This is a genomic window from Parabacteroides goldsteinii, assembly GCF_020091425.1.
Classification (GTDB): domain Bacteria; phylum Bacteroidota; class Bacteroidia; order Bacteroidales; family Tannerellaceae; genus Parabacteroides; species Parabacteroides goldsteinii.
Genome location: NZ_CP081906.1, coordinates 2,783,433 through 2,806,014, shown reverse-complemented (window position 1 = coordinate 2,806,014; position 22,582 = coordinate 2,783,433). Strand labels below are relative to the sequence as shown.

Sequence of the window (22,582 nt, the reverse complement as noted above, 5' to 3'; positions counted from 1 at the left end):
AATGAAGCAAATTATGAGATATAAATCTTTTTTAGCAGCAACCCTGTTAGGAACTTCTCTGATGGTAGCTCCGGGGTGCCAGGACGATTTCGCTAAAACAAATACCAACCAGTCTGCTATCACGAAAGCAGATGTGCGCTATTTGTTTACACAGATGTTAAGTGAATTCGAACCGTCGAAATACCAGCAATGGTTTTATAATAATCTGGCTTATACATTGCGTTGGACGCAAGCTAATGTGCCTGATGGCGGTAATACTTCTTCTTTGAACCTGATGGGTGCTTTTGAAGGATCGCAGAGCCAGGTTATTAATGTGAAGTTATATGCTGAAGAAATCAAGCATGTATTATCGTTAATGGATGAAAACGAAAAGGCTACCTATGAAAATATCAATGTCCTCGCAAATCCGTTATTGGTATATCTGGGTATCTTCGGTACGGATATGTATGGTTCAATCGCCTATACGGAAGCAGGCAGAGGATTGCATGAAGAGATCCTGACTCCGGCTTATCAAAGTCAGGAAGAATTGTTCCCTATCTGGTTGGATCAGCTGAATGAAACGATCGATGTGCTGTTGGCTGACAAACCCAATCAGGTGAAGCTGGATGCACAGGATTTCGTTTACAAAGGAGACACCAAGTTATGGGCTAAATTCGCCAACTCCCTGAAGTTGAAGATTGCCGTTCGTATGTTGCATGTTGATAAGGCAAAGGCACTGGCTATTGCTGAAGAAGCTGTGAATAATAAGGCTGGCATCATGTCTGGTTTGGATGATGATTTCATCTATTGCAAAGGTTCTCAGGAATATCACTTTGGAGATGATGTACTGGATGGGCAGAGTAAAGGTATCGGTTCTAAACAACTGATCAACTTCCTGGTTGACAATAAAGACCCGCGTGTTCGTTTTATTTTCCAGAAGAATGACTTTAACTCTAAAGTGGTACAGGCTTTCTTGGATAATAAGAAAGAACTGCCTCCTTATATTAAAGAAGTGGCTGAGATCAAAGACGGTAAATTTGAAGGTTGGAAAGCTCCGGGTGAACCTTGGGTTCGTTACTTCGGTAGTCCGGTGCAGACTTCTGCCAGAGAAAATGCTGAAATAAACAACGCTTATTTCAATTACGACAAATTTAAACTGCCTACAGAAGACGGTGGTGAAAAGCAGTATTATCCGTTGGCTCGTATGAACCGTGAAATGTTGCAGGGGCAGAAAGACTATACTTTCCCTGATGCTCCGGGTGTTTCTGCTACGATCGACGATCAGGACCGTGCATGGTATGGTTTACATTACTCTTCTGCAGAAGTAGCTTTGTATCTGGCCGAATTGAAATTGCTGGGTGCTAACTTGCCTGGTTCGGCTGAAAGCTATTATCAGGAAGGTATCCGTCTGTCTGTTCAGGAATATGACAAACTGGCTTCTTTGAATCAGATTCCGTATTATTCTAGTGTATATGACAAAGAGTTTGAAAAGACTATCAAACTGGAAGATGGTGAAATCGATGCTTTGCTTGCAAACGAGAAATACAAACTGACCGGTTCTACAAAGGAACAGTTGGAAAAAGTATATATCCAGCAGTATGTTCACTTCCTGTTGTTCCCGAATGAACAGTTCGTACAGGTTCGTCGTTCAGGTGTTCCTATGAAAGATAGTAAAGTATTGGCATGGGAAAACTTTACAGATGACGATGCAAACTTCCAGATCCCGCGTCGTTGGACTATCAATACTCCGCTTCAGAGTGATTTGATGTATACTATCAAGAAGACTGCTTATGAAGCACAAGGATTTACGACAGGTACACAAGATCCGGCTACATTGAACCGTGAACGTATATGGTATGATAAGGGAGCACCTAACTTTGGTGAAGGTCCTAATTTTTAAAGGTATATCTTTGTAAATAGATTAAATAATAAAGAAGGAGGTTGTGTCAAAACGCTGGCACAACCTTTTTTTATGCACAAAGCCCAGACTTTCACAAGCCCGGGCTTTGTTATTACCCAAAGTTTTTGTATCTTTAGGCATAAAGTTTTTCATTATGGCAAAGTTACATTTTCGTCCTTACATTCCCAACCAAACAGTTCTTTTTCCCGGAAGAATTGATGAAAACATAGCAGCGAACGATCCGGTTCGCATAGTTAATACTGTTGTTGATAATCTCAATCTTGACAATTTCAAGAAGCTTTATAAAGCAACCGGTCGTTGTCCTTATCATCCTAAAATGATGCTTAAGGTGATTATCTACGCCTACATGAACAATATCTATTCGTGCCGCAAAATAGAGAAGCTTCTCCTACGTGACATTCATTATATCTGGCTTTCCGGTAATGAACATCCGGATTTTATAACCATCAACCGTTTCCGTAATCGTGTAAAAGAAGAGATAAATAATGTATTCACGCAGTTGGTTCTTGTCCTTGTCGACAAAGGTTTCATCAGCCTTGACGTAGAGTATATTGACGGTACCAAGATTGAGTCCAGAGCCAACAAATATACTTTTGTCTGGCGCAAGACAGTCGAAAAGAACCGTACAAAGCTGATGGATAAGATCCGCATTCTCCTGGAGCAGGTGGATGAAGCCATAGCCCAAGAGAACTCCGCCAAAGACACACCCGTAGAGTTCACTCCCGCCATGCTCTCAGATATAGTGAATGAACTTAAAGAGGTGCTGGAACACCAGCCTGTAACAAAGGACAAGGAACAAAAGAAAGTCATCCGGGAAAAGAAGAAACAGGTCCGGGAACTTGAGGAGTACCGTGACAAGTTGATGGAATACGACAACCATCTTGACACTCTTGGAGAACGCAACTCCTATTCCAAGACCGATCCTGATGCCACCTTCATGCGCATGAAAGAGGACGCCATGAGAAACGGACAGACCAAGCCCGGATATAATCTGCAAATAGGTACCCAGAACCAATTCCTCATAGACTTCCGACTGTTTCCCAACCCAACCGATACACTGACCCTCATACCTTTCTTCCACTCCTTTGAGCAACGCTATAACCGCTTACCGACTGTCGGTGTGGCAGACTCCGGTTACGGCTCGGAAGAAAATTACCGGTTCATGCAAGATAATGGGATAGGAGCCTTTGTTAAGTACAACTACTTCCATAAAGAACAGCGTCCCCGTTATACCCCCAATCCATTCCATGCGGAGAGTCTCTATTACAATGCGGAAGAGGATTATTACGTTTGTCCTATGGGGCAGCACATGAACCGTATAGGAACCAGGCGTGACAAAACAGCTAGCGGATACATCACCGAAAGTGCCCGGTATAAAGCACAAAGATGTGAAGGGTGTCCTTTACGTGGCAGTTGCTTTAAAGCCCGGGGGAACCGTATTATAGAAGTCAACCACCGGTTAAACCAATACAAACGGCAGGCACGGGAAAGGTTACTCTCGAAAGAAGGCATCAGGCATAGGGGAAGGCGATGTATAGAACCGGAAGCAGTTTTTGGACAAATGAAACACAACATGGCATACAAAAGGTTCCGGCATGTGGGAGAAGACAAGGTTACAATGGACTTTGCCTTCTTTGCTATAGCTTTTAATATCAAAAAGATGTGTACAAAACTACTAAAAGCAGGAAAGAGAAGGAGTACACACACTATATTTATCTTTATCAGACCACGTGTGGCTCAACATACGACGAATATTAAGCCTTATTACCTAATTACTGAAAAAATAGTCGCATAGACAAAAAAAGAGGAACGACTATTTTTAAGATAAAAAAGGAGATGTGCCTTAGTTTTGACACATTTACCTTTGTCTTTAAATCATACAAATAAATATGAAATATCAGATCACATTCATCATTTTATTGATCTCGCTTATCACTGAGGCCGGTTATGCACAAAAAAAGTCTATTTATCTGCTGGATGATTTCACCCAGGGAGTCGTATTAATGAAAAACGGAGCAAAGACAAATGCCCTGTTGAATTATGACGGAAGTAACAGGAAAATGAAATTTAAACAACAAGATGAGATCATGATCCTGACAAATACACAGGCGATCGATACCGTCTTTATTGCTTCTCATAAGTTTATCCCATACAGCCGGAATTTTCTGGAAGTGGTAGAAATGCCTAATGGCAATTTGTATATCAATTGGTCACTGAGAGAACTTTATAAAGGCAGGCAAGGAGCTTACGGCTATGCAAACCAGAGCACGACGACAACTTCTATTAATACCAGTTTTTATAACAAGGGCTATTATAAGGTAGAAAATCCGGATATAATGGAAGAAATCAATGACAATGATTACTGGTTTTTCCGTACTGATAAACCTGTTAAGTTCCGCAATGAGAAGTCGCTGTTAAAGCTTTTTCCCGGTAAAGAGGAACTAATCAGGAGTTATATAAAAGAACATAATATAAATATGAAAAATCCGGAGCAAGTGATAGAATTATCTAATTATTGCATGGGCTTATAGAGTGTATGTTTTTCTACATTAATATGTAAGTATATCTAAAAAAATATTATTTCACGATTCAGGGGATGTAGAGAAGGACAGTTCTACATCCCCTGAATTGTTTCCTATTTATTGATTTAGTAAAAGAATGAGGAAGAGATATCAAACTTCTTCCCCAATGTTAATCTTGCAACAACTCTTGTTTCTTTCTGTTTATATTACCAAATGACATTGGTTGACGCCAAATGCATAGATCTAATAAATTAAACAAAAAACATCAGTATGTTGAAAAGATTCAAATCTGTCAGCATGATTCTCCTGGCGGGCGCGTTGGGCTTTACCGGAAACGCCGTTGCCAATCCGAATACCGGGAATCCTGCTATTGACATTTCCCAACAGGATACGAAGATTACGGGAACAGTGGAAGACGAGTTCGGACCCGTCGCAGGGGCTTCTGTTGTAATTAAAGGTACCACAAACGGGACAATGACCGATATGGACGGCCATTTCACGCTGGAAGGTGTAAAGAAGGGAGACATTATCCAAATATCCTTCATTGGCTTTGCCACACAAGATATTCCTTACACCGGACAAACCGCTCTCAATGTTAAACTCGAAGAAGATGCTCAGAAACTGGACGAAGTCGTTGTTACTGCCTTAGGTATGAAACGTGACAAGAAAGCACTGGGTTACGCCATGCAGGAACTAAAAGGTGACGAACTGCTTTCTTCACGCGAACCTAACCTGGCCAACTCTTTGTCGGGTAAAGTCTCCGGCTTACAGATCGTACGCTCCAGCAATGGGGTGGGAGGGTCTTCGAAGATTGTGCTCCGTGGTAATAACTCGCTGACCGGTAGTAACCAGCCACTGATCGTTGTCGACGGTACGCCGATGGATAACTTCACAGGCGGGGTCGATGATGTATGGGGTAACTCCGGTGCCGATATGGGTAACGGTCTTTCCGACATCAATCCCGAAGATATCGAGTCGATGACTGTGCTGAAAGGTGCTTCGGCTGCGGCTTTATACGGTTCAAGGGCCGGTAACGGGGTGATACTTATTACGACCAAGTCGGGAAAGAAGAATGAAGGGCTGGGTATTACGGTCAATGCCGGTATCACAACCGAGTCGATTTTCCTGAAACCGGATATGCAGAACAGCTTCGGACAAGGATCGGTCGGCGCTTACGATAACCAGTCACGATTGAGCTGGGGACCGAAGGCGGAAGGACAGACGGTTACCGACTGGATGGGACGCCAGGTTCCTTTGAGGACGTACGATAATATAGATGCTTTCTTTAATACCGGTACTTCTTTTAATGAAGGTATCAGCTTCCAGCAGAATATAAAAGGGACGTCGGTCTTTTCTTCCATCAACCGTTCGGATGATGCAGGTATTACTCCGGAGTCGAAGCTGAACAAAACGAATATCACCTTGCGTGCCACCACTTTCCTCGACGAAGCCGAAAAGTGGAAGGTAGATGCCAAAGTGAACTATATCAATCTGAATGCCCACAACCGCCCGATCCAGGGTGTCAACCCTTCCAATGCTTTCAACACGATCTACAACCTGCCCCGTTCGCTGAATGTGGCTGACTTTAAGAATAGTGTGGACGAAGATGGAAACATGATCTGGTGGGACGCTTCGAAGAACCCGCAGGAAAACCCATACTGGGTGACGAAATACCGCCAGAACAACGATACCCGTAACCGTTTGCTGGGTAACATCGCATTGAAATACGCTCCCACCAACTGGTTCAATATCGAATTGAGAGGCGGTACAGACTATTATACAACGACTAAGAACGAAAAAGTATATGCCGGAGGTAATACAACCCCCAGCGGTTTATACAGCGAAGGTTCCGAGACATTTTACGAAAACAATTACAGCTTCCTGGCTACCGCCAATAAAGATAACCTGATCGACCGCCTGGGTGGTTTCGTTACTTTCGGTGGTAACCTGATGATACAGAGGCGAACGAAGATGAATGCCTCGGCCGGTGAATTGCTCGTGCCAAACCTCTTCTCCCTGAACAATGGTATTAATAAACCGACGGTAACCTCTGAACTGATCCGCCGGAAGATGAATTCGCTTTACGGATCGTTGCAATTGAACTGGGACGGCTATCTGTTCCTGGATATTACGGCACGTAACGACTGGTCGTCTACCATGTCGAAAGCCAACCGTTCTTATTTCTATCCCTCGGTCAGCCTGTCCGGAGTGATCTCCGACATGGTGCCTAAACTGGGCGGACAGATGCCTGAATGGTTTACCTTTGCCAAGGTGAGAGCTTCCTATGCCGAAGTCGGTAACGACCTCGATCCGTATCAGTTATACAATAACTTCACCGTCGGTAAGGATGAGAACGGGAATACGACAGCCGCTCCCGGAAACGTACTTTACGATTCCAGCGTACGCAGCGAGTTGATCAAATCATGGGAAGCCGGTTTCGATATCCGCTTTTTCAACAACCGCCTCGGACTGGATGCCGCCTGGTATAAAACCAATGCCACCCGGCAGCTGCTCAACCTTCCGATGGACCCCTTCTCCGGTTATAGTTCCCGCAAGGTAAATGCCGGTAATATTCAGAATGAAGGCGTTGAAATCTCTCTGAACGGCTTAATTCTCGACAATCCCAAAGGACTAAGCTGGAACTCGACAGCACAGTTCTCCCTGAACCGAAACAAGATCATCGACCTCTATCCGGGTGTTACCCTCTATGATATAAAAACGCTAGATGCCATCCAGATCGTAGCCGTGCAAGGCAGTTATTATGGTGATATCTACGGGCAAACCTTCCAACGTGTGGAAGACAAGAATGATCCTAACTACGGCAAGATCATTGTCGGTGAAGACGGACTTCCATTGATCACGACCGGCAAATCGAAAGTCGGCAACCAGAGTCCCGACTGGATGCTGGGATGGACGAACAGCTTTTCATACAAAGGCTTCAACCTGAGTTTCCTGGTGGACTTCCGTATTGGTGGCGATCTTTATTCGGCAACCGCTTCCAACCTGTACACCCGTGGTAATGCGGCCGGGACAGTAGTAAACGGCGAACGACAGGACTTCATTGTCCCTAATTCGGTTGTCCAGACTCCCAACGGCTATACAGAAAATAAAGTACCCGTCACCCATCAGAATTATTGGGAACGTATCGGATCGACCGGTAATTACGGCTTGCCAGAAATGTACACATACGATGCAACGAATATCCGTTTACGTAATATTACGTTAGGATATGATTTCAATAAAGCAATGCTAAAGAATACTCCATTCCAGCGCCTGCGTTTGTCTGCGACATGCAATAACGTCTGGATGATCCATTATAACCTGCCGGGCATCGACCCTGAATCTGTTTCAGCAACCAATACGAATGCTACCGGATTCGAGAATGGGGCAGCTCCGACAAGCCGTTCATTTACGTTTAATGTAACAGTTGGTTTCTAGTATTAGATAGCAGATATATTTTGTTCCATCTAATGGAATAAGTAATGTAGCAGACATGGAACAAGTAATGTAGCAGACACGGAAGTGGTAATGTAGCAGACATGGAAGTGGTAATGTAGCATACATGGAACAAGCAATATTGAAAATTACGAATAAATATCATCTGCTAAAATCTAATTATAATCATTCATAAATATCAATTATCAACTACTAAGAACAAAATAAGATGAATACAAAGAATATATTGCTTACCGGCATGTTCACATTAGCGGCTTTGTTCTCTTCCTGTAACGATTTTCAGGAGATAAATGAAGACCCTAACCAAGTGGGCGAAGACAAAGTGAAGCCGGAATGGTTTCTCAATGCCTCCATCATCGGGGCGCAGATGAATCCAGAGATTGCCGAACGTATCTTCATTGCCGAATGGAATCGTGCCGCTCGCTTCAACCGAGGTAGCGGATTCACGATCGGTACGGACAATAACGATTATATCACCCTCTACCTCAGCAACTCCTATGCCGTAGGCTGGCTCAATAAGGCTACCCAGGCTATCGAACTGGGAGAAAAGAAGATCGAGGCAGGCGAAGCCGAACAATATCCTTATTATAAAAATGTGGTTCAGATGGCCCGTATCTGGCGTGCTTATCTGAATGCTGAAGTATCCGACGGCTTCGGACCTATCCCGGCTTTGTCGGCTTTCACCGGCGTACCCGGCGAATACGACAGTGTAGAAGCTATCTATGGTTTCATCCTCAAAGAGTTGAAAGAAGCTGAAGCCTCTCTCGATCCTTCTATCAATATGGAGCCGATGGCAGGCGAGGATGCCTTCTATGCCGGAAATGTCAATGAGTGGAAGAAATATGCCAACTCCCTGCGTATGCGTTATGCCATGCGTATCTCGGCCGTATCGCCCGAACTGGCAAAGACCGAATTTGAAGATGCGGCAAGCAAAACCTTTATCTCGTCACTGGATGATCTGGCAGGCGTACAGGAGAAAGATGGTTGGAACGACCTGACAGGTGTCATGTCGCGTACCTGGAATGCACAGCCTATGTCTGTGACTTTCAAGAACCTGGCCGAAGGACTTGGAGGCATTGAATTTCCTCTTCCCGATTCCCTGAAGAGCCATCTGAAAGATCCCCACACCTATATGGGACTCTATCTGAACAAGCATTTCCCGTTGAATACCAACGATCCGTGTGCCGGATTCTATTTTGATGCCATTCCGCAGTATGTAGATCCCCGCGCACCGAAACTATTCAGCGTAGTAGGCTGGAACGACGGTGTGGTTTATTCCGACTATATCGGTGCAGCCAGCGAAGTGCACCCCGTTGAATTGATGGACCCGAACGATAACTCCAAACCGATGCTCACGATCGACCCGCGTTATACCTGGGGTACCTGGGTAGCCGGTGAATGGAACAACCTGTCCGGCCTTGTCAGCGCCTTGACCGGTAAGAACTACAACTATCCTTCCATGGCAAAACAATACCGTATGAATACGCAGAAGCGCGTCTTCTTCGGCCCGTGGGAAAGCTATTTCCTGATGGCAGAAGCCGCCCTAAAAGGATGGACGGTTCCGGGTACTGCCCAGTCGAATTATGAAAGTGGCATCACAGCCAGCTTCGAATATCATGGCCTGCAAAGCCAGGTTTCTCAATACCTGTCCTCTACGGATTATAACCGGGTAGGTACCTCCGTCAGCTTCACCCATACAACGGAAGCGAAGCCTTATACCATCAATTATGTCGATCCTTATACAAAGGAAAATAAGACAATGACCTATAACTTCCCGAAGAACTCAATCTATCGCGGCGGTGCTTACAACAACGATGCATTGACAAAGATTCTTACCCAGAAATATATCGCACAGGTACCCTGGTTACCCGAAGAAGCATGGAGCGATCATCGTCGCCTCGGTCTCCCGTTCTTTGAAAATCAGGCTGTAGAAAAAGACTACAACCCATTGAACCAGGTTCCCCTGACAATGGCAACAGCCAAGGAATGTCGCCTCGATTTCTACCCGAAACGCTACCGTTATCCGGCCAATATCCAGACCAATAACCTGGAAGGATACCAAAAAGCCTTAGAGCTATTGGGCGGCCCCGACGTAGTGACAACGCCGCTTTGGTGGAATCAGAAGTGAGACCTGCATTTCTCTTGATAGAAAAGTAGGCAAAAGATCAAGATTACATCTGTTTCGCTACTTTGATCTTTTGTTACTTTTCTATCAAGGGAAAAGTAAAGAAAACAAACTAAACAAAAACACAATTATGGTACGTAAACTATTAATCCGCGACCTCACCCTCCGTGACGGTCAGCAGTCAGCTTGTGCAACGCGCATGTCGCAGAAACAAATCGACCGTGTACTACCTTTCTATAAAGAAGTTGGTTTCTATGCGATGGAAGTATGGGGTGGGGCAGTGCCCGACGCCGCTATGTGCTACCTGAACGAAGATCCCTGGGAAAGAGTGGAAAAGATCAAAGCCGCAGTAGGTACAACCACCAAACTGGCAGCCTTATGCCGCGGACGCGACCTGTTCGGCTACAATCCTTACCCGGATAATGTTGTCAAAGGCGTATGCCGCAACACCGTCGAGTCAGGAATTGATATCATGCGTATCTTCGATGCCATGAACGATATAGACAATATGAAGCCGGCCATCAAATACACTGACCGTTACGGTGGAATGGCCGATTGTGCCGTCTGCTACGCCATCGACCCTCACCATTCTGCCCTCGAACGGATCGAAGCCGCCTTCCACGGACATTCCCTTCATAAGCCGGTCTTCAAGAACGATTATTTCCTGGACAAAGCCCAGCAGTTGGAGAACTTCCGGGCCGATATCATCACCCTCGAAGATGCCAACGGACTCATCACTCCTGCAAGGACTGCCGAACTGATACGCCTTTTCAAGAAGAACCTGAAATCTCCCGTCGACTTCCACACCCGTTGTACTGCCGGATACGGTCTGGCTTCTATGCTTGCCGCCATTGTCAACGGTGTCGACATTGTCGATACGAATATCTGGTATTTTGCCGGAGGCTGTTGTGCTCCCGCCATCGAGCTGGTCTACGTCTTCTGCAAGAAGATGGGTATCGAACTGGAAATTGATATGGAAGCCGTCGCCCGCATCAACGCCGAACTCCTGAAAATACGAAAAGAACTGAAAGCCTACGATACCTCCCGCGAGTTGCCCAATCCTTTCAATCCCCTGACTGATAAGTTACCTACCGAGATCGACCGCTTCTTCAACGATGCCATCGAAGCCGCCCGCAAAGACAAGGAAGACGACCTGATCATCTTCTGCCGTGCCATCGAAGAATACTTCAACTTCCCCGAACCCAACGAAATGGTCCAGAAATCGCAGATTCCGGCCAACATGTACAATCAGATAGTCGCCTTGCTGAAGCAGCAGAATCATCCCGAGTTATTGGAGAAAGCGATGTCATTAATCCCCCGGGTACGGATGGATGCCGGCCTGCCCCCCTTGGTGACGCCGGTCAGCCAGGTGATAGCCTCGCAGGCAGTTTCCTGTGCCCTCGACGAACTGAACGGTCGCCCGTTATATAGCAAACCCGTTTACCCCTTTATCTCCCTGATCCGCGGAGATTATGGGAAAACCCCGTTGCCTGTCGACCCTGACTTCCGCCAGCAAATAACCGGCAAGCGGGAAGAGCAACTTTATGATGCCTCAGATTATGAGATGCAGGAGAACCCTGTCATTGATGAAGTCGGTATTCTGGTAGCCGAAAATGAAAAGGAGATGCTTCTTCTCGAACTCTTCCCGATGTCTGCCCGCCACTTCCTGACAAAACAGAAGAAAGAGAAGTTCAGAAACGATCTGATGGTTTGATGTTTACCCTCTTATATTTATAAGACTGTTTTAAATAAAAAATCCCGTTGTTTTTACAACGGGATTTTGTTTATTCTTCGTATATGTCGACCGCCTTCGAACGGAGTGTTTAAAAAGGCTTCGACGGTGCGAGTAGCTTCCTCCTGACTGATAAACCGACCGGGCATGACAAGTATGTTGGCATCATTGTGTTCACGAGCCAGTCGTGCAATTTCTTCCTGCCAGCATAAAGCGGCCCGTATTCCCTGGTGTTTATTTAAAGTCATTGCAATACCATTTCCTGATCCGCAGATCGCTATTCCGGGATATACTTCCCCGGCTTCTACAGCGTAAGCCAACGGATGAGCGAAATCGGGATAATCGCAACTTTCTGTTGAACAGGTTCCGAAATCCTTATAGGATAATCCTTTGGAGTCCAGTATTTGTTTCACATACTCTTTTAGTTCGTAACCTGCGTGGTCACAACATAAACCTAGTGTTTTCATCTTTATCTGTTAGAGGTAGTAAAAAAGAGTGTTTTCAAGGCATGCTTGAAGCCTCCTTCAACAGACCCTTGAAAGTAATAGGAACAAACAGCCCTCTTTTACCAGTAGTTTCTTATGCTAATAATTCTTTAACTTGATTGTATACATTCTGTCCTGTGAAGCCCAGCTTTTCGTCGAGCACCTTGTAAGGAGCGGAGAAGCCGAACGATTCGAGCCCCCAAACCTTACCGTTTGCTCCGACTAATCCTTCCAGATTAACGGGCAGACCGGCGGTCAGGCCGAATATTTTGCTTCCTGCCGGAATAACAGATTCCTGGTATTCTTTGCTCTGGCTACGGAATAACCCTTCGGAAGGAACAGATACGACACGAACCTTTACACCGTCGGCACGAAGCAAGGCTGCTCCTTCTTCCAATGTAGCAACTTCCGAGCCGGAAGCGACCATGATAACGTCCGGATTTTCATCGCTTTCTACAATATAGGCACCCTTTTCGGCCTGCAAGGCTTCGTTGTAACGATTACCTTTGGAGGGCAGGTCAGTGATGTTCTGACGGGAAAGCATCAAAGCGGTAGGAGTGGCTGTATTTTCCATTGCCATCTTCCATGCAACGGTTGTTTCAATGACATCGGCCGGACGGAGAACCAGCATAGAGTTGTGGCCCTTATGGTTCTTCAGTTTTTCCATCAAGCGGATCTGTGCTTCCTGTTCAACCGGTTCGTGAGTCGGTCCGTCTTCACCAACGCGGAAGGCATCGTGCGACCAGATGAACTTCACCGGTTGTTCCATCAATGCAGCCATACGGATTGCAGGCTTCATATAATCGGAGAATACGAAGAAGGTACCGCAAGCCACGATCACGCCGCCGTGCAGTGACATACCGATACATACACAGGCCATTGTCAGTTCGGAAACACCGGCCTGGAAGAAGGCACCGCTGAAGTCGCCTTTCACGAATGAATGCGTTTTCTTCAGGAAACCGTCTGTCTTGTCCGAGTTGGACAGGTCGGCGGATGAGCAGATCATATTTTCAACCTTTGTAGCCAGTACGCCTAATACGGTAGCGGATGCGGCACGGGTTGCCTGGTTTGCTTTCTGTTCGATAGCTTCCCAATCCAGTTTCGGGGCTTTGCCGGAGAACCAGAATTTCATCTTTTCTGCCAGTTCCGGGTTAGCTTTCGCCCATGCTTCTTTAGCGGCGTAACGTTCGGCTACGATAGCTTCCAGTTCTTTGGCACGCTTTGCATAGAGTTCGGCAACTTCCGGGAATACGGAGAAGGGGTTCTGAGGATCACCTCCCAGGTTCTTGATTGTTTCTTCGATGGATGCACCGGCGGCAGACAGGGGTTGGCCGTGAGTAGATACTTTGTTTTCGTAGTTACTCTTGTCGGCACCCATGGCACCTTTACCCATGATGGTATCGCCGATGATCAGGGTAGGACGCTGGGTTTCGGCTTTCGCTTCGTCCAGAGCCTTGCGTATTTCATTTACATCGTTTCCGTTGATGCTGATCACTTTCCAACCCCATGCTTCATATTTCATAGCGACATTTTCAGTCGTTACTTCTTCTACGGTTGTAGAAAGCTGGATGTTGTTGGAGTCGTAGAACATGATCAGGTTGTCCAGTCCCAGTGTTCCGGCAACACGGCCGGCGCCTTGTGAGATTTCTTCCTGGATACCGCCATCGGAAATATATGCGTAAATAGTCTGGTTCATTACATCACCCAGGCGGGCTTTCAGGAACTTGGCGGCGATAGCAGCACCTACGGCGTAGGTATGGCCTTGTCCCAGCGGACCTGAGGTATTTTCGATTCCTCGCTTGATGTCAACTTCCGGATGGCCGGGAGTCGGGCTTCCCCACTGGCGGAACATAGACAGTTCTTCCATGGTGAATTTGCCTGTCAGGGCGAGGGCTGAATAAAGCATCGGCGACATATGTCCCGGGTCCTGGAAGTAGCGATCCCTGCCTTCCCATTCCGGGTTCTTAGGATCATAGACCAAATACTCTGAGAATAGTACATTGATAAAATCTGCACCACCCATTGCACCACCCGGATGACCGGACTTAGCCTTTTCTACCATTGAGGCAGCCAGGACGCGGATATTGTCCGCTGCTCTGTTCATTACTTTAATATCGTTCATTTTGATGAATTAGTTTAATTTTTGCACAAAGATAGGGAATCTCTTCTTATAGACCGCCATATCATACAAACAATTCATTTTCTGTAAAGTTTCCTAACGTGCGATATTTCTCGCAGAGAGCCGGATATGCAAGGAAGTTACAAGGAGAAATAGAATCCCTGATTCAGCAGACGGTCATATTTCTCTTTATTGAACATATAATAGAAAGCGCCTCTTTTAGAGCCCTTTTTATCTTTCTCGTCCAGTTTTTCCAGGATATCCATGGAGTTTAGTTTCTTGCGAAAATTACGTTTATCCAATGGAGTTTGATAAATTGCTTCATATAGACTTTGAAGCTGGGGGAGAGTGAATTTCTCCGGAAGAAGGTTGAAACCGATAGGACAGGTGGCTGCTTTTCTTTTCAGACGCGCCAATGTGTCGGCAACCATTTGGTTATGGTCGAAGATCAATTCGGGTATTTCACTGATTTTTACCCATTCGGCATTATGTTCTTTCAGCAGTTCCCGATTGAAGTCATTCATGTTAACTAAGGAATAGTATGCTACGGAGATAACCCGTTCCCCGAGGTCACGGGTAACATCTCCGTAGGCACCTACCTGTTCCATAAAAAGATTATCGATACCGGAGCATTCGGTAAGCACGCGGGATGCCGCTTCGTTTACGCTTTCGCCGGATTTGATAAAGCCGCCCATCAGAGACCATTGTCCTTTCAGAGGTTCGAAATTCCGCTTGTAAAGTAAAACATTGAGTTCACCACTGTTGAACCCGAGGATGATACAATCTACTGCAACGAAAAATTTGACTTCGTTCTGATAAAATGCGGCTGTCATGATTTTATGGATATTGAATTAATTTATTAAGCGAGTTTGCGTGCGCCGTCGCTGATTACTACTTCATATACTTTTGGTTCGTGTCCGAATTTCTTTGTATAAGATTCGAATGCTTCCTTAATGAAGGCATCGTGCAGTTCGTCTTTTACGAGGTTGATCGTGCAACCGCCGAAACCGCCACCCATGACACGTGAACCGGTTACGCCACATTTCTTGGCTACATCGTTCAGGAAGTCCAGTTCTTCGCAACTTACTTCATACAATTTGCTCATGCCGTGATGCGTTTCGTACATTTTCTGTCCTACGGTTTCGTAATCGCCTTTTTCCAGGGCTTCGCAAACGTCGAGTACGCGCTGTACTTCTTCGATCACATATTCGGCACGCATATAGTCTTCTGCGCTGATGTCACCTTTTACTTCGTTCAACATGCCCATTGTTGCGTCACGCAGGAATTCTACTTCCGGATGATTGCGGCGGATAGCAGCAGCGGCATTTTCGCAAGACTGGCGGCGTTTGTTGTAAGCCGAAGAAGCCAGCTCGTGTTTAACTACAGAGTCCAGCAATACCAGTTTATAGCCAACCGGGTTGAACGGGAAGTATTTATATTCCAAAGAACGGCAATCCAGACGGATCAGGCTTCCTTCTTTACCGAATACAGAAGCGAACTGGTCCATGATACCACAGTTAACACCACAATAGTTGTGTTCGGTAGACTGGCCGATCTTTGCTAATTCGAATTTGTCGATACCCAAAGAGAAGAGTTCATTCAAAGCGAAAGCATAGGTACTTTCCAAAGCAGCGGATGAAGACATACCGGCACCCAGAGGAACATCACCAGCAAATACGGTATCAAATCCCTGGATCTGGCCGCCACGTTTGATGATCTCACGGCATACACCGAATATGTATCTTGCCCAGCTTGCTTTTGGAGCATCTTCTTCATTTAGGCCAAATTCCGCATAATCGTTCAGGTCGATAGAGAATGCACGAACTTTACCGGTTCCGTTCGGTTTGATCTCTGCGATCATCCCTTTGTCGATAGCACCGGGGAATACGAAACCGCCATTGTAGTCTGTGTGTTCGCCGATCAGGTTGATACGGCCCGGAGAAGCAAATACAGCACCTTCAGTGTTGAATAACTCTTGAAATTTATCTCTGATTTTTTTCTGCATGATATTATTTCTTTTAAAGGTTATAAATAAAGAAATTATCCGGTTACGAATAAAACCGGATAATTTCATGAATAGACATATTGTTTATTTTATTCTGATTTCTTCGATGGTTTAGAACCGATAGCGGCATAGAACAGAATGTAAGCAGCACTAAAGAGTACAACCCAGTAGCTGGTCATATAATCAGTCATATCGGCAACCCAACCCTGGATGGCAACCATTACAGCGCAACCGAATACCATCGTCATAAAGATACCGCTGGCGATAGCTGTGTATTTTCCTAACCCTTCGACAGCCATGTTGAATATACCGCCCCACATTACGCTGGTGCAGAGACCTACGAGAAGGAATGCCAAAATACCAACGGGAACTTCCTGCCAGATCACACTTAATGAAGCCCAGTCTACACCAGGAACTTCAACTGTATTTGTTTCGGGTGAGAACATACCGAAGCTAACCAATAGAAGAGTTGCGATCGATACGATAGTGATCATCGTGCGGCTGGAAACCTTACCACCGATACTTGCTCCTACAAAACGTCCGATAAGCATCATCAGCCAATAAACAGCTACGATAAGACCAACGGTGCTGGCAGGTATGCCTTTCGCTGTAAGGTATTGAAGAATATAGGTCGGAGTTCCAACTTCAACGCTCATATAAAGGAAGATAGCAAGTGCTCCCAATGCAAAATGGCGATGGCTTAAAGCGCCTTTGATCAAGCTTGTGTCGACAGGAGCCTGTTCCGGTTCTTCGATTTTAGTAAACATGATAACTACGAATGCGATAACGAAAATAGCAAGGGCGATCATTAATGCCGGCGTTGCGTCGGCAATATGTGCTTTGGCTGCATCACCGATAAGAGCTCCCATCAGGATGTAGCAGGCAACAGCAGCAGTACTGTTGAATACACCACCGAGCTGGATAAGCTGGTTACCCTTGTTTCCACCGCCACCGAGCAGGTTAAGCATCGGATTAACCACACAGTTAAGAATACACATTGTGAAACCGCTGATAAATGCTCCGATCAGGTAAACCAGGAAAGCGCTATCTTTGCCCACATGGCCACTCAACCATTGAACTAAAATACCTATGACACCTACGGCAAGACCGATAAGAGCTGTTTTCTTGTAGCCGTATTTGGCGATAAGCATACCGGCAGGGATACCCATTACCAGATAGGCAATGAAGTTACCATAGTTTCCAATTTGAGCAAGAACATTACTTGCTCCAAAGTCGTTCTTTACGATAATAGCCATTGGTGAACAAAGGTTAGTCACGAATGCAATCATTGCAAAAAGTGCAATCATAATGATGATGGCACCCCATTGTTTTTTTTCTTGAGTCATTGATTGATCTTTTTTATTGTTATTGATATATTAATTTTGTTATTTGTTATTCGGCTGAGAATTTATAGATAGTCTTGCTTTCGAAAACTTCTCCCGGACGAAGTACGGTCGACGGATATTCCGGTTTGTTCGGACTATCGGGGAAATGTTGTGTTTCCAGGCATAAGGCTGCTCTTGCCGGATAGCGTTGTCCGTTCTTTCCTTCGAAATTGCCGGTCATCCAGTTACCTGTATATAATTGTACCCCCGGTTGAGTAGTATATGTTTCCATGATGATACCGGTCTTGGGAGATTGACAGCGGGCACAGAAACCCAGTTCGCCTTCTTCCTTATTTAATATATAGGTATGGTCATAGCCTCTTGCCCAGGTCAACTGGTCGGTCGGTTCGTCGATGCGGGTACCTACCAGATAAGGAGTGCGGAAGTCCATCGGCGTACCTTCTACTTTTTCGGGGGCACCGTAAGGAATGGCAGTTTCATCCGTAGGCAGATAATAGTCTGCATTGATGGTTAACGTATGGTCTGCAACTGACGGGTCACCGGCTCCTGACAGGTTGAAGTAGGAGTGGTTGGTCAGATTTAATACGGTAGGCTTGTCTGTTACGGCCTGATACATGATCACGACTTCATTGTCGTCGGTCAGGTGATAAGTGACAGTAGTCTGTAGTGTGCCGGGGAAACCTTCTTCGCCGTCGGCTGAGGTATATTTCAGTTCTACGGTCTGGTCGTCGGTTTGATTAGCGTCCCACACAACGGAATTGAAACCTTTTAGTCCTCCGTGGAGGCTGTTGGGGCCGTTGTTGATAGCCAGCTTATCGTATACAATACCATCCAGTGTAAATGTTCCACCAGCAATGCGGTTACCGTAGCGGCCGCAGATTGCTCCGAAGTAAGGTTCTTCAGAGACCAGATAATCATCGAGGGAATTATGTCCGGTAACTACATCGGTTAACTTGCCGGACCGATCCGGTACCATAAGCGATACAATTTTTGCACCGTAGTTGGTAATGGTAAGTTCTGCACCTTTTTTATTGGTCAGGATACATAGCATCGTCTCCTTCCCGTCTATTTGCTTGCTGAAATTTGCAACAGCCAAGCCAGACAGTGTATTCTTGTTCTTCATGTATGTAATGTTATCAAAATTGCGTGTAAAATTAGCCTACTTCTTTGTAAGTAGGATGCGCGAAAAGATGTTATAAAGCATAAATCGGCTTTTTGTCTGTCAAAAGAGTGTATTATCCACCTTTCTGGAAGCGAAGAATACGTTTTGCAATCCCAGTCAGGTTGTCCTTGTTGTATCATTTCCTGCTGAGAGGTCCTTACTCATTCGAACTGCTCCTGGTTGAGGGAGTAATATTTCCCTTTCAGTGCCAGTAATTCCTGATGGCTGCCTTGTTCGATAATCTTTCCATGTTCGAGGACGAGGATAAGGTCGGCGTTTCTCACTGTCGAGAGACGGTGGGCGATGATGAGGCTTGTACGTCCTTGCATCAGTTGGTCGAGACCTTTCTGGATAAGGATTTCGCTGCGGGTGTCGATATTGCTGGTCGCTTCATCCAGTAGCAGGATGGGAGGGTCGGCAATGGCGGCACGGGCGATGTTGAGTAACTGGCGCTGTCCCTGGCTCAGGTTGGCACCGTCGTTTTCAAGGAGCGTGTCATAACCTTGGGGGAGGCGCTTGATAAAGGAATGGGCAGCCGTTAGTTTGGCGGCGGCAATGACTTCCTCGTCGGTCGCATCGAGACGGCCGAAACGGATATTTTCGCGTACGGTTCCGGTGAAGAGATGCGTATCCTGGAGGACGATTGCCATGGATTGACGCAGGTTGTTCCGTTTGATCCGGCGGATGGGATGACCGTCTATCGTGATTTCTCCCGACCGGATATCGAAGAAGCGGGGGAGCTTGTTCAGGATGGTTGTTTTTCCGGCTCCGGTGGCACCGACCAGGGCTATTTTGCCGCCGGCTTTTGCATGCAGGGAGATTCCTTTCAGAATCGTTTTCTCCGGTTTGTATCCGAAATAAACGTCTTTCATGGCTACATCGCCTTGTACATTCTGTAATGCGATTGCATCGGAAGTATCCGGTGTTTCGGGTGTTTCGTCTATGACTTCAAAGATACGTTCGGCACCGGCAATAGCTGCCTGGATACTGTTGTAGAGGCTGGCGAGTTCGTTGATCGGACGCCCGAACTGGCGGGAGTATTGCAGGAAGGCGGCCAGTCCGCCGACATCGAATCCGCGGAAGATGGCGAGCAGGGCGCCGACGATGGTGATAAATACATAATTCAGCGTATTCAGGTTCTGCATGACGGGCATCATCAGTCCGGAGTAGAACTGGGCCTTTTGCGACTTTTCTTTCAGATCGCTGTTCTGCACTTCAAAGTCGGCATTTACTTTCTTTTCATGGCCGAATACTTTGACGACCTTTTGTCCGCTTATCATTTCTTCGATATAACCGTTCAGTGTACCGATAGATTCCTGCTGTGCTTTGAAATATTTGCGGCTTCGCTTTACAATTTCTTTTGCGCTGAGGAACATCAGCGGGACAGTAATCAGGGTTACAAGCGTCAGGACCGGACTGATATAAAGCATCAGGTAGAAGATACCAATCAGCGTCAGAGCGCTGGAGAGCATATCGGAGAGGTCGGTCAAGGCGTCGCTGATCTTGTCGATATCATTCGTATAACGGCTCATCAGGTCGCCATGCTGATGGGTATCGAAATACTTGACCGGCAGGTGTTCCATCTTCTCAAAAAGGTCGGAACGCATCCGGGTGACTGTTCGCTGGCCGATCTTGTTCAATAATATATATTGGATATACACGGCTGCGACCCCTGTCAGATACACGACAGCCAGCATAATCAATATCCGTATTAATCCGTGGAAATCTCCCGGAATGATATAGTCGTTGATGGTGGGCCGTAACATATAAGAGCCCAGCAGGTTGGCTATGATGCTGACAATAATCAGGAAGCCAATCACGAACAACAAGCGCCGGTCGCATGACAGGTACGGTATCAGCCGACAGAAGGTTTTTCGTCCTTCTTTGGGTTTTGCATTATCTTTCAAGTGATCTCCGTGTGCCATAACTTAAAACAATACTTGTTGTGAATGATAGATTTCCTGATAGACGGTCGAATTCTTGATTAGTTCGTTCGGTGTTCCGATAGCGTTGATCTCGCCGTCTTCCAACACGATGACACGGTCGGCAGACTGCATGGTGTTGATTCGCTGGGTGATGATGAATACGGTTGTATCGTGTAGCATGGCATTCAGGTTGTTCCGTATTTTCAGTTCCGTTTCGGTATCGACGGCACTGGTGCTATCGTCCAGGATAAGGATTTTCGGTTTACGGAGCAAGGCACGGGCAATGCAGATACGTTGTTTCTGGCCGCCGGAAACATTGATGCCTCCGCGTCCCAGCAACGTATTGTAACCCTCGGTGAAGGAGCAGATGAAATCGTGTGCTTCGGCGGCACGGGCGGCTTCTTCGATTTCTTCCATCGAAGCGTCCGGCTTTCCCCATCTCAGGTTGTCGATAATGGTACCGGTAAACAGTTCGTTCTTTTGCAGAACCATGCCGATGCGGGCATGCAGTTCATCCAGGTTATAGTTTTTTACCGGGATGCCGTCGATCCGTATTTCTCCCGAAGTGGCGTCGTATAAACGCGGTATCAGTTGCACCAGGGAGCTTTTGGCAGAACCAGTGGCACCGACCAGCGCAATTGTTTCGCCCGGGTTGGCCCGGAAACTGATATGTTGCAAGACATCGTTTTCCCCGCCGGTGTAGCGGAAACCGACATCGTCGAAAGTCACTTCTCCTTTCTCTATCCGGTATTTATCCTGCAAACCTTCTTGTGTGTTGGTCAAAGAAGGTTTCGTATCCAGTACTTCCAGAATACGTTTGGAAGAGGCGGAGGCCCGGGCATACGACATAATAATCATGGAAAGCATCATCAGTGACATCAAAACCTGCGCCAGATAATTGACGAACGAAATCAGTTCGCCGACCTTCAACTCGCCGTACATCACTTTTTGTCCGCCCAGCCACAGGATAGCCAGGATGGATAAGTTCATAACCAGCTGCATGACCGGAAATATGGAAACGACAATATTGGATGCCCGGATAACCATATCGCGTAACTCTTCGCTGCTCCTGGTAAATTTCTTTGTCTCGAAATCTTCCCGGACGAACGATTTGACAACACGGATATTAATGAGATTCTCCCTGACCACTCCGTTCAGTTGGTCCACTTTCTGCTGTACTTTCAGGAAATAAGGAAACCCTTTGCTAAGTATCAGGTAAACGCTTCCGCCCAGAATGGGGATGGCGGCTATCAGTACAACAGCCAGCTCCCGGTTAATCCTGACAACGAAAAAGACAGCCATCGCCAACATAAGGGGAGAACGGAGCAGAAGCCGCATAGACATCAGCACAATTTGCTGTATACGGGAAATATCGCTTGTCAACCGTGTCACCAGCGAAGCCGAACTGAATTTATCTATATCGAAAAAGGACAGTTGTTGTATCTTGTCGAAAAGCCTGGTCCGCAAGTCGGTTCCGAAGCCGATACCGATGCGGGAAGACACATACACATTAATGATATTAACGAATAATCCCGCCAACGAAATCAAAATCATAAAGGTACCGACCCGTGTAATAACCGAAAGGTCACGAGGCATAACCCCGTTGTCGATAATCTCAGCCATAAACATCGGCTGAACAGTTTCACACAGTACAGTTATCAGTACAAGCAGCGGACTGACTGCCAGTCCTCCTTTATATTGTTTGAGTATTTGCCAATATTTCTCCATGTTGTTCTGCAAAGATAGAACATAATTGGGAAAAGAGTTGTTCGATGTGTTAAATACACTTCTGCTTACCCGGTGAG

The 22,582-nt window shown here is 46.2% G+C and carries 14 protein-coding genes; 6 read left to right on the top strand and 8 right to left on the bottom strand.

The window, feature by feature from the left end; all coding sequences use genetic code 11:
- Positions 1-13: 13 nt before the first annotated feature.
- From K6V26_RS12700 to K6V26_RS12675, 6 genes are all read left to right on the top strand, one after another.
- Complete coding sequence (locus K6V26_RS12700) at positions 14-1,879, top strand: SusD/RagB family nutrient-binding outer membrane lipoprotein (RefSeq protein ID WP_195437923.1); 1,866 nt, start codon at positions 14-16, stop codon at positions 1,877-1,879.
- Positions 1,880-2,033: 154 nt separating this feature from the next.
- Complete coding sequence (locus K6V26_RS12695; protein WP_224263243.1) at positions 2,034-3,695, top strand: IS1182 family transposase; 1,662 nt, start codon at positions 2,034-2,036, stop codon at positions 3,693-3,695.
- A 94-nt stretch (positions 3,696-3,789) separates the two neighbouring features.
- The gene (locus K6V26_RS12690; RefSeq protein ID WP_195437922.1) at positions 3,790-4,431 is read left to right on the top strand and encodes a hypothetical protein; all 642 of its coding nucleotides are present in this window, start codon (positions 3,790-3,792) and stop codon (positions 4,429-4,431) included.
- A gap of 261 nt (positions 4,432-4,692) precedes the next feature.
- Positions 4,693-7,860 (top strand): SusC/RagA family TonB-linked outer membrane protein, encoded by a 3,168-nt coding sequence (locus K6V26_RS12685; RefSeq protein ID WP_007658287.1) that lies wholly within the window; start codon positions 4,693-4,695, stop codon positions 7,858-7,860.
- Positions 7,861-8,086: 226 nt separating this feature from the next.
- Positions 8,087-10,006 (top strand): SusD/RagB family nutrient-binding outer membrane lipoprotein, encoded by a 1,920-nt coding sequence (locus K6V26_RS12680; RefSeq protein ID WP_224265501.1) that lies wholly within the window; start codon positions 8,087-8,089, stop codon positions 10,004-10,006.
- Between the two features lie 127 nt (positions 10,007-10,133).
- Positions 10,134-11,717 (top strand): carboxylase, encoded by a 1,584-nt coding sequence (locus K6V26_RS12675; RefSeq protein WP_224265500.1) that lies wholly within the window; start codon positions 10,134-10,136, stop codon positions 11,715-11,717.
- A 53-nt stretch (positions 11,718-11,770) separates the two neighbouring features.
- Here the strand turns inward: K6V26_RS12675 and rpiB are convergent, their stop codons facing one another.
- The 8 genes from rpiB to K6V26_RS12635 all read right to left on the bottom strand — a co-directional run bounded on the left by rpiB (position 11,771) and on the right by K6V26_RS12635 (position 22,505).
- Positions 11,771-12,202, bottom strand: a complete 432-nt coding sequence (gene rpiB / locus K6V26_RS12670) for a ribose 5-phosphate isomerase B (RefSeq protein WP_010802680.1) — start codon at positions 12,200-12,202, stop codon at positions 11,771-11,773.
- Positions 12,203-12,314: 112 nt separating this feature from the next.
- Positions 12,315-14,342 (bottom strand): transketolase family protein, encoded by a 2,028-nt coding sequence (locus K6V26_RS12665; protein WP_224265499.1) that lies wholly within the window; start codon positions 14,340-14,342, stop codon positions 12,315-12,317.
- A 137-nt stretch (positions 14,343-14,479) separates the two neighbouring features.
- Positions 14,480-15,172, bottom strand: a complete 693-nt coding sequence (locus K6V26_RS12660) for an NUDIX hydrolase (protein ID WP_195437918.1) — start codon at positions 15,170-15,172, stop codon at positions 14,480-14,482.
- A 26-nt stretch (positions 15,173-15,198) separates the two neighbouring features.
- On the bottom strand, positions 15,199-16,344 hold the full coding sequence (galK, locus tag K6V26_RS12655; protein WP_010802683.1) for a galactokinase: 1,146 nt from the start codon (positions 16,342-16,344) through the stop codon (positions 15,199-15,201).
- 89 nt (positions 16,345-16,433) lie between these two features.
- Positions 16,434-17,690, bottom strand: coding sequence for an MFS transporter (locus K6V26_RS12650; RefSeq protein ID WP_007658274.1), 1,257 nt, complete (start codon positions 17,688-17,690; stop codon positions 16,434-16,436).
- A gap of 46 nt (positions 17,691-17,736) precedes the next feature.
- Positions 17,737-18,813, bottom strand: a complete 1,077-nt coding sequence (locus tag K6V26_RS12645) for an aldose epimerase family protein (protein ID WP_224265498.1) — start codon at positions 18,811-18,813, stop codon at positions 17,737-17,739.
- Positions 18,814-19,013: 200 nt separating this feature from the next.
- A complete protein-coding gene (locus K6V26_RS12640; RefSeq protein WP_224265497.1) occupies positions 19,014-20,777 on the bottom strand; it encodes an ABC transporter ATP-binding protein in 1,764 nt (587 codons plus the stop codon).
- A 3-nt stretch (positions 20,778-20,780) separates the two neighbouring features.
- Complete coding sequence (locus K6V26_RS12635; protein ID WP_224265496.1) at positions 20,781-22,505, bottom strand: ABC transporter ATP-binding protein; 1,725 nt, start codon at positions 22,503-22,505, stop codon at positions 20,781-20,783.
- Positions 22,506-22,582 lie beyond the last annotated feature (77 nt).

Coding starts and splice junctions, on each gene's coding strand:
- K6V26_RS12700 (WP_195437923.1), top strand. CDS start 14: ATGAGATATAAATCTTTTTTAGCAGCAACCCTGTTAGGAACTTCTCTG.
- K6V26_RS12695 (WP_224263243.1), top strand. CDS start 2,034: ATGGCAAAGTTACATTTTCGTCCTTACATTCCCAACCAAACAGTTCTT.
- K6V26_RS12690 (WP_195437922.1), top strand. CDS start 3,790: ATGAAATATCAGATCACATTCATCATTTTATTGATCTCGCTTATCACT.
- K6V26_RS12685 (WP_007658287.1), top strand. CDS start 4,693: ATGTTGAAAAGATTCAAATCTGTCAGCATGATTCTCCTGGCGGGCGCG.
- K6V26_RS12680 (WP_224265501.1), top strand. CDS start 8,087: ATGAATACAAAGAATATATTGCTTACCGGCATGTTCACATTAGCGGCT.
- K6V26_RS12675 (WP_224265500.1), top strand. CDS start 10,134: ATGGTACGTAAACTATTAATCCGCGACCTCACCCTCCGTGACGGTCAG.
- rpiB (WP_010802680.1), bottom strand. CDS start 12,202: ATGAAAACACTAGGTTTATGTTGTGACCACGCAGGTTACGAACTAAAA.
- K6V26_RS12665 (WP_224265499.1), bottom strand. CDS start 14,342: ATGAACGATATTAAAGTAATGAACAGAGCAGCGGACAATATCCGCGTC.
- K6V26_RS12660 (WP_195437918.1), bottom strand. CDS start 15,172: ATGACAGCCGCATTTTATCAGAACGAAGTCAAATTTTTCGTTGCAGTA.
- galK (WP_010802683.1), bottom strand. CDS start 16,344: ATGCAGAAAAAAATCAGAGATAAATTTCAAGAGTTATTCAACACTGAA.
- K6V26_RS12650 (WP_007658274.1), bottom strand. CDS start 17,690: ATGACTCAAGAAAAAAAACAATGGGGTGCCATCATCATTATGATTGCA.
- K6V26_RS12645 (WP_224265498.1), bottom strand. CDS start 18,813: ATGAAGAACAAGAATACACTGTCTGGCTTGGCTGTTGCAAATTTCAGC.
- K6V26_RS12640 (WP_224265497.1), bottom strand. CDS start 20,777: ATGGCACACGGAGATCACTTGAAAGATAATGCAAAACCCAAAGAAGGA.
- K6V26_RS12635 (WP_224265496.1), bottom strand. CDS start 22,505: ATGGAGAAATATTGGCAAATACTCAAACAATATAAAGGAGGACTGGCA.